This window comes from Paracoccus sphaerophysae, assembly GCF_000763805.1.
In the GTDB taxonomy this organism is placed as follows: Bacteria; Pseudomonadota; Alphaproteobacteria; order Rhodobacterales; family Rhodobacteraceae; genus Paracoccus; species Paracoccus sphaerophysae.
In genome coordinates this window covers 1-7,905 of sequence record NZ_JRKS01000097.1, presented here as the reverse complement: position 1 = coordinate 7,905, position 7,905 = coordinate 1, and the positions used below count along the sequence as shown (strand labels likewise).

Annotated in this window: 7 protein-coding genes; all 7 read right to left on the bottom strand. The window is 67.0% G+C overall.

The features are described from left to right. Positions 1–895: biotin/lipoyl-containing protein (locus IC63_RS15940; protein WP_036722314.1), on the bottom strand; the 895-nt coding region annotated here is incomplete at its 3' end. A gap of 1 nt (position 896) precedes the next feature. After that, positions 897–3,866 carry a 2-oxoglutarate dehydrogenase E1 component gene (locus tag IC63_RS15935; RefSeq protein ID WP_036722312.1) on the bottom strand — a complete coding sequence of 990 codons (2,970 nt, stop codon included), beginning with the start codon at positions 3,864–3,866 and terminating at the stop codon, positions 897–899. Between the two features lie 127 nt (positions 3,867–3,993). Further along, on the bottom strand, positions 3,994–4,488 hold the full coding sequence (locus tag IC63_RS15930; protein ID WP_198026350.1) for a DUF805 domain-containing protein: 495 nt from the start codon (positions 4,486–4,488) through the stop codon (positions 3,994–3,996). Positions 4,489–4,614: 126 nt separating this feature from the next. Beyond that, positions 4,615–5,499, bottom strand: a complete 885-nt coding sequence (gene sucD, locus IC63_RS15925; protein WP_036722309.1) for a succinate--CoA ligase subunit alpha — start codon at positions 5,497–5,499, stop codon at positions 4,615–4,617. A gap of 45 nt (positions 5,500–5,544) precedes the next feature. Next, positions 5,545–5,820 carry a hypothetical protein gene (locus IC63_RS15920; protein WP_036722307.1) on the bottom strand — a complete coding sequence of 92 codons (276 nt, stop codon included), beginning with the start codon at positions 5,818–5,820 and terminating at the stop codon, positions 5,545–5,547. Between the two features lies 1 nt (position 5,821). After that, positions 5,822–7,015, bottom strand: a complete 1,194-nt coding sequence (sucC, locus tag IC63_RS15915) for an ADP-forming succinate--CoA ligase subunit beta (RefSeq protein ID WP_036722304.1) — start codon at positions 7,013–7,015, stop codon at positions 5,822–5,824. A 173-nt stretch (positions 7,016–7,188) separates the two neighbouring features. Continuing rightward, positions 7,189–7,905, bottom strand: a 717-nt coding sequence (locus IC63_RS15910) for a M10 family metallopeptidase C-terminal domain-containing protein (protein WP_084115997.1), incomplete at its 5' end; no start/stop codon positions are given.

The following is a 7,905-nucleotide window of genomic DNA, read 5'->3' as shown; positions in this document are numbered from 1 at the left end:
GGGCAGGGGCCTGGGCGGTGCGGGGGGCGGCGCCGGCGCCCTGGCCGGCGCGGGCCACGTCGTCCTTCATCACCCGGCCGTCGCGGCCGGTGCCCTGGACCTGATCGCGCGAGACGCCGGCCTCGGCCATCGCCTTCTTCGCGGACGGCGCGTCCTCGACATCAGAGCGCCCGGCCGAGGGCTGGTCCGCGCCCTCGCGCGGCGTCATCTGTTCGGGGCCGGCACCGGGCGAGCCGACGTCGCCCGCGGTCACCCCGTCCTCGCCGCCCGAGGCGGGGCCGACAGGGGCGGCCTTGGCGCCAGCGCCACCCGCCGAGGCCGCCCCCGTGGCGCCTTCGGTGATGATCGCCAGCTTGGCCTTGGCATCGACGGTCGCCCCTTCGGGCGCGAGGATTTCCGCCAGCACGCCCGAGGCCGGGGCCGGGACCTCGACCGAGACCTTGTCGGTTTCCAGCTCGCACAGCATCTCGTCCTGCTGGACGGCATCGCCGGGCTGCTTGAACCAGGTGGCGACCGTCGCCTCGGTCACGCTTTCGCCCAGCGTGGGCACCATCACGTCGATGTTCTTTCCGGCCATCTTGGGCTGTTCCTCGTCTGCGGCCGGCTGTCCGGCGGGTTCCTTGGTGGCGGCAGGGGCGGCGTCGCCCGCGCCTGCGCCGGTTGTGTCGATCTGCGCCAGCAGGGCGTTCGGCGCGACCGTCTCGCCCTCGGGCGCGATGATCTCGGCCAGGACGCCGGCGACGGGCGAGGGGACCTCGACCGTCACCTTGTCGGTTTCCAGCTCGCACAGCATCTCGTCAACGGCGACGGCGTCGCCGGGTTTCTTGAACCAGGTGGCGACGGTCGCCTCGCTGACGCTTTCGCCCAGGGCGGGCACGCGGACCTCGGTGCTCATCTCACCGGGCCCCGATCCCCAGCGCCTCGGCGACCAGCGTGTCCTGTTCCAGCTTGTGACGCGAGGCGAGGCCGGTCGCCACCGACGCCGCCGCGGCGCGGCCGGCATAGGCCGGGCGGCCATGTTTCGCGCCGATCCGGTTCAGCACCCATTCGATGTTCGGTTCGACGAAGGTCCAGCCGCCCTGGTTCTTGGGCTCTTCCTGGCACCAGATCACCTCGGCGTCCTTGAACCGCGCCAGCTCCTTGCTGAGCGACTGGGCCGGGAACGGATAGAACTGTTCCAGCCGCAGGATGTAGACATCCTTCAGCCCTTCTTCGTTCCGCTTGGCCAGCAGGTCATAATAGACCTTGCCCGAACAGATCACCACGCGGCGGATCTGGTCGTCGGCCGCCAGGCTGAAGTCCGAATTGCCGCGATCGGCGTCGTCGCCCAGAACCCGGTGGAAGGTCGAGCCGGTCTGGAAATCCTCGGCGCGCGAGACCGCCAAGGGATGCCGCAGCAGCGATTTCGGCGTCATCAGGATCAGCGGCTTGCGGAACGGCCGGTGGATCTGCCGGCGCAGAATGTGGAAATAGTTGGCCGGAGTCGTCAGGTTGGCGACGATCCAGTTGTCCTCGGCCGACATCTGCAGCCAGCGTTCCAGCCGCGCAGAGGAGTGTTCCGGCCCCTGGCCCTCGAAGCCGTGCGGCATCAGCACGGTCAGGCCGGACATCCGCAGCCATTTCTTTTCGCCCGACGAGATGAACTGGTCGAACATGATCTGGGCGCCGTTGGCAAAGTCGCCGAACTGCGCCTCCCACAGCGTGAGCGCGTTCGGTTCGGCCAGCGAATAGCCGTATTCGAAGCCCAGCACCGCGTATTCCGACAGCATCGAGTCGATGACTTCGTAGCGCGCCTGCCCGCCGCGGATGTGGTTCAGCGGATAGTGCCGTTCCTCGGTGGTCTGGTCGATGAAGGCAGAGTGTCGCTGGCTGAAGGTGCCGCGGGTGCTGTCCTGGCCGGAAAGCCGCACCGGGTGGCCCTCGATCAGCAGCGACCCGAACGCCAGCGCCTCGCCGGTCGCCCAGTCAAAGCCGGTGCCGGATTCGAACATCGCCTTCTTAGCCTCGATCAGGCGGCCGACGGTCTTGTGGATGTCGAAGCCGTCGGGGGCGCGGGTCAGCGCCTGGCCGATCTCGGCCATCGTCTCGGCCGAGATGCCGGTCTTGCCGGGGGTGTATTCCTCGCCCTCGGGCGACAGGCCCGACCACTTGCCGTCCAGCCAGTCGGCCTTGTTCGGCTTGAAGTTCTTGCCGACCTCGAATTCCTCGTTGAGGTGTGCCTGGAAGGCGGCCTTCATGTCCTCGATCTCGCCCTCGGGGATCAGGCCGTCCTTGACGAGCCGTTCGGTGTACAGCTGCAGGGTCGTCTTGTGGCCCTTGATCTGCTTGTACATCGCCGGGTTGGTGAACATGGGCTCGTCGCCCTCATTGTGACCGAAGCGGCGGTAGCAGAAGATGTCGATCACCACGTCCTTGTGGAACTTCTGCCGGAACTCGGTCGCGACCTTGGCGGCGTGGACCACGGCCTCGGGGTCGTCGCCGTTGACGTGGAAGATCGGCGCCTCGACCATCAGCGCGATGTCGGTCGGATAGGGCGAGGTGCGGCTGAAATGCGGCGCCGTGGTGAAGCCGATCTGGTTGTTCACGATGATGTGGATCGTGCCGCCGGTGCGGTGGCCGCGGATGCCCGACAGCTGGAGGCATTCCGCCACCACGCCCTGGCCCGCAAAGGCCGCGTCGCCGTGCAGCAGCACCGGGATGACCGAGATGCGGTCCTGGGTGTCGGACAGCTGGTCCTGCTTGGCGCGGACCTTGCCCAGCACCACCGGGTTGACGGCTTCCAGGTGCGAGGGGTTGGCGGTCAGCGACAGGTGCACGCTGTTGCCGTCGAAGTCGCGGTCCGACGAGGCGCCGAGGTGGTATTTCACGTCGCCCGAGCCGTCCACGTCCTCGGGCTTGTAGCTGCCGCCCTGGAATTCATGGAAGATCGCGCGGTAGGGCTTGCCCATCACGTTGGCCAGAACCGACAGGCGGCCGCGATGCGGCATCCCGATCACCACGTCGCGGGCCCCCAGCGCGCCGCCGCGCTTGATGATCTGTTCCATCGCCGGGATCAGCGCCTCGCCGCCGTCCAGCCCAAAGCGCTTGGTGCCCATGTACTTGACATGCAGGAACTTTTCAAAGCCCTCGGCCTCGACCAGCTTGTTCAGTATCGCCCGCCGCCCCTCGCGGGTAAAGGCGATCTCCTTGCCGTAGCCCTCGATGCGCTCTTTCAGCCAGGCGGCCTGTTCGGGGTCCGAGATGTGCATGAACTGCAGCGCGAAGGTGCCGCAATAGGTGCGTTTCATGATCTCGACGATCTGTCGCATCGACGCGACCTGCAGGCCGAGCATGTTGTCGATGAAGATCGGCCGGTCCATGTCCGACGCGGTAAAGCCGTAGGTCGCCGGGTCCAGCTCGCCCAAGGGCGGCATCTCGCGCATCCCCAGCGGGTCCAGATCGGCATGCAGGTGGCCGCGGATGCGATAGGCGCGGATCAGCTGGACGGCGCGCACGCTGTCCAGAACGGCGCGCTGCAGCTGCTCGTCGGTCAGGGTCACGCCCTTTTCGCCGGCCTTTTCCGTCACCGCCTTGATCGCTGCCTTGGCCGTCGCCTCGGAGGCCATCGGCCATTCCCCGGTGAGCGCCGCGGTGTTTTCGTCCGCGGGCATCGGCGGCCAGTCGGCACGGCGCCAGCTGGCGCCCTTGGCCTCGCGGGTGACGGTCTGTTCGCTGTCGCCGAGGCCGCGGAAATACTCGTCCCACGCCTCGTCGACTGCAGACGGATCGTTCGCCCACTGGCCGTAAAGCTGCTCGACATAGGCCGCGTTGGCGCCCTGCAGGAAAGAGCTGTCGCGGAAGGCGTCGTTCGGGGATTGGTCGTTCATGGGGTGCACCTCACGGGTGAAGAACAGAAGCGGCGCGGATCACGCCGCACAACGGACAACGAAATCTGGACCCCCGGCATGTCGTCCCGGGGTTCCGGGGTCCTGGCCTGGGACGAGACGACGCCCTTCATGCCAGGACATCCAGCGGATCGGGCCCGAAACGGTTGGGGCCGGGCCGAGAGGGCGCTGCCAGCAGTGCCGTCACCGCCAGGGCCGGCAGGCATGCGAGCAGAAGGAGCATCGGGAGGGACGGCATCACCCCCATGCCGGCGCCCAGAACACCGGCCACCAGCAGCAGGACGGGGGAGGCCGGCACGAGCGCCAGCCACATCCCGCGGCGATCGGTATCATGAAGCCGCCGGACGGCAGCCGACAGCAACGGCAGCGCCCAGAGCGGAAGCGTCGCGGCGGACAGCGGCTCGCGGATCGAGGCGAAGAACGTCGTGCGCGGAATCTCGACCGAGACCACGGCGAGCCGTGGCAGCCCGAGGGCGCGTTCGATCATCCCGCAAACGGTCAACGCCGCCACGAAGATCAGGGCAAACTTCCACAATTCCGCACGGGGCGCGCGGCCGGAAAAGGTCAGGAATTTCCGCAGGCAGCGGCGCACCGCGTCGGCCACGCCGATCCGCGGGGGCACTCGATAGGGCTGTGGCCCTGTCTCGCTCATCTGCGCCCTGATCCTCCTGCCATGCACCGCCCCAACCTAGGCGGGGGCGGTGCTTAGTCCAATAGTCTGAAGCGACGGTTACCGGTCCATCGCCTTCATCACCGCCTCGCCCAGACCGGCGGGGCTGTCGGCGACCACGATCCCCGCCTCTTTCATGGCGTTGATCTTGGATTCCGCGTCGCCCTTGCCGCCCGAGACGATGGCGCCGGCATGGCCCATCCGGCGGCCGGGGGGCGCGGTGCGGCCCGCGATGAAGCCCGCGGTCGGCTTCCAGCGGCCGCGCTTCTTCTCGTCGGCCAGGAACTGCGCCGCGTCCTCTTCGGCCGCGCCGCCGATTTCGCCGATCATGATGATGGCGTCGGTCTCGTCGTCGGCCAGGAACATTTCCAGCACGTCGATATGCTCCATCCCCTTGATCGGATCGCCGCCGATGCCGACCGCCGAGGACTGGCCGAGGCCGACGTCCGAGGTCTGCTTGACCGCCTCATAGGTCAGCGTGCCCGAGCGCGAGACGACGCCCACGCGACCGCGCTGGAAGATCGATCCGGGCATGATGCCGATCTTGCATTCGTCCGGCGTCATGATGCCGGGGCAGTTCGGCCCGATCAGTCGCGACTGCGACCCCTCGAGGGCGCGCTTCACCTTCATCATGTCGAGGACCGGGATGCCCTCGGTGATGCAGACGATCAGCGGGATCTCGGCGTCGATGGCCTCGAGGATCGAGTCGGCCGCGAAGGGCGGCGGGACATAGATCACGCTGGCGTTGGCGCCGGTCTTTTCGACGGCCTCGTGGACCGAGTTGAAGACCGGCAGGTTCAGGTGCGTCGTGCCGCCCTTGCCGGGGGTCACGCCGCCGACCATCTGCGTGCCATAGGCGATCGCCTGTTCGGTGTGGAAGGTCCCCTGCGAGCCGGTGATGCCCTGGCAGATGACCTTGGTGGTCTTGTCGACGAGAATGGCCATAAGGGCCTCCTTAATCATGCGTCGGATGCGTTTTCAGCATCTATTTCAGTTCCGCGGGGGTCCGATCTGCGTCAGCCAGGCGATGATGCCCGTTACCACAACGCCGACGATAAGGACGAGGAAGGCGAACGCGGATTCGAATGCAACCGTGTTTCCGTCTTCGCCCTTGCTCGCGTCGGGTAGGAGCTTTCCGCCCAGAACAATGATCGCGACACCCGCCCCAATTTGTGCAAGAATGATCCGGCCCTGACGTTCAGGCGTTGAAACGAGAACGCCAATCGCCCCCGCCAACATTGCCACAAAAGTCAGGCCGAGGATCATCTTAGCCCTTCACCGCCTTGACGATCTTCTGCGCGGCATCGCTCAGATCATCGGCGGCGATCACGTCCAGACCGCTTTCGTTGATGATCTTCTTGCCCAGATCGACGTTGGTGCCTTCCAGGCGCACGACCAGCGGCACCTTGAGGCCCACTTCCTTCACCGCGGCGATGATGCCCTCGGCGATGATGTCGCAGCGCATGATGCCGCCGAAGATGTTGACCAGGATGCCTTTGACGTTCGGGTCCGAGGTGATGATCTTGAACGCCTCGGTGACCTTTTCCTTTGTCGCCCCGCCGCCGACGTCGAGGAAGTTCGCGGGCTCGGCGCCATACAGCTTGATGATGTCCATCGTGGCCATGGCAAGGCCCGCGCCGTTCACCATGCAGCCGATCTCGCCGTCGAGCGCGATGTAGTTCAGGTCAAACTTCGAGGCCGCGAGTTCCTTGGGGTCTTCCTCGGTCTCGTCGCGCAGCGCCATGATGTCGGCGTGGCGATACAGCGCGTTGTTGTCGAAGCCCATCTTGGCGTCCAGCGCCTTGAGATTGCCGTCGGTGGTGACGATCAGCGGGTTGATCTCGAGCATCTCCATGTCCTTCTGTACGAACAGGCGATACAGGTCCTTGACCAGCTTGACGCACTGCTTGACCTGCTGGCCTTCCAGACCCAGCGCGAAGGCCACGCGGCGGCCGTGGAAGTCCGACAGGCCCGATGCCGGATCGACGCTGAACGAGACGATCTTCTCGGGGGTGGAGGCCGCGACCTCCTCGATGTCCATGCCCCCCTCGGTCGAGGCGACGAAGCTGACGCGCGAGGTGCCGCGGTCGACCAGCAGCGCGAGATACAGCTCGCGCGCGATGTCGCTGCCGTCCTCGATGTAGATGCGGTTGACCTGCCTGCCGGCCGGGCCGGTCTGGTGGGTGACGAGGGTGCGGCCCAGCATCTGGCGGGTCAGTTCCTCGGCTTCCTCGACCGACTTGGCCAGGCGGACGCCGCCCTTGTCGCCGGCTTCGGGTTCCTTGAATTTGCCCTTGCCGCGGCCGCCGGCGTGGATCTGGGACTTGACGACCCACAGCGGGCCGTCCAGTTCGCTTGCCGCGCGCTTGGCTTCGTCGGCCTTCAGCACGACGCGGCCGTCCGACACGGGGACGCCGTAGTCCTTGAGCAGCGCCTTGGCCTGGTATTCGTGGATGTTCATCACGGACCTCGCAGGGGAAAATCTTGGCCCCTGCTGTGCCAGATCGCGCGGTGGAATCAAGGGCCGAGCGCCGGCGTTAGCGGCACCATGCCGGTTTCGGCCAGCTTGTGATCACGGCCTCGAAAGCTGTGATCACAAACCGGGCATTACCTGCCGCGGGGGCGGCGGCAGGGTCAGACAAAGATGAAATCGTTGGCGTCCAGCTGCGCGGCGGCGAAGTTGCTCAGCAGGATGGTGGTACCACCGCTCCAACTGACCACCGCGCCGCCGGGGCCGTTGACGATGGTCAGATCGGCAAAGCCCGTCGTCGGCCCCGCGATCACGATCCGGTCGATGCCGTTCTGGAAGTCGGTGATGCGGTCGTTGCCCTCGAAGTTCGCAAAGGCAAAGCGGTCGGCCCCCGCGCCGCCGGTCAGCACGTCGCTGCCGCCGCGCCCGGCGATGATGTCGGCGCCGCCTGAGCCGTCCAGGACGTTCGCCGCGGCGTTGCCCGACAGCTGGTCGTTGCCGTTGCCGCCGGTCACGTTTTCCACCCCGCCCAGCGTGTCGTTGCCCTGGCCGGTGGCGCGCGTCGCGGCGATATCGACGATCACTGCCGCGTTGCCGGTGAACAGGATCGTGTCGGCGTCGGCGCCGCCGTGGAAGAAGTCATCCCCGGCGCCGCCGATCAGCGTGTCGCGGCCGCCGCCGCCATACAGCTGGTCGTTGCCGGCGCCGCCGTCCAGCACGTTGGCGACCACGCTGCCAAAGAAGCGGTCGTTGCCCGAACCGCCCAGCAGGTTCTCGATCCCCAGCAGCACGTCGGCGCCGTGGAAGGTGTTCTGCGGCCCGGTCACGGCCAGATAGACGCGCGCCGCGACGGTGCCCGAATAATCGGCGGTGTCGATCCC

Coding starts and splice junctions, on each gene's coding strand:
- IC63_RS15935 (WP_036722312.1), bottom strand. CDS start 3,866: ATGAACGACCAATCCCCGAACGACGCCTTCCGCGACAGCTCTTTCCTG.
- IC63_RS15920 (WP_036722307.1), bottom strand. CDS start 5,820: ATGATCCTCGGCCTGACTTTTGTGGCAATGTTGGCGGGGGCGATTGGC.
- sucD (WP_036722309.1), bottom strand. CDS start 5,499: ATGGCCATTCTCGTCGACAAGACCACCAAGGTCATCTGCCAGGGCATC.
- sucC (WP_036722304.1), bottom strand. CDS start 7,015: ATGAACATCCACGAATACCAGGCCAAGGCGCTGCTCAAGGACTACGGC.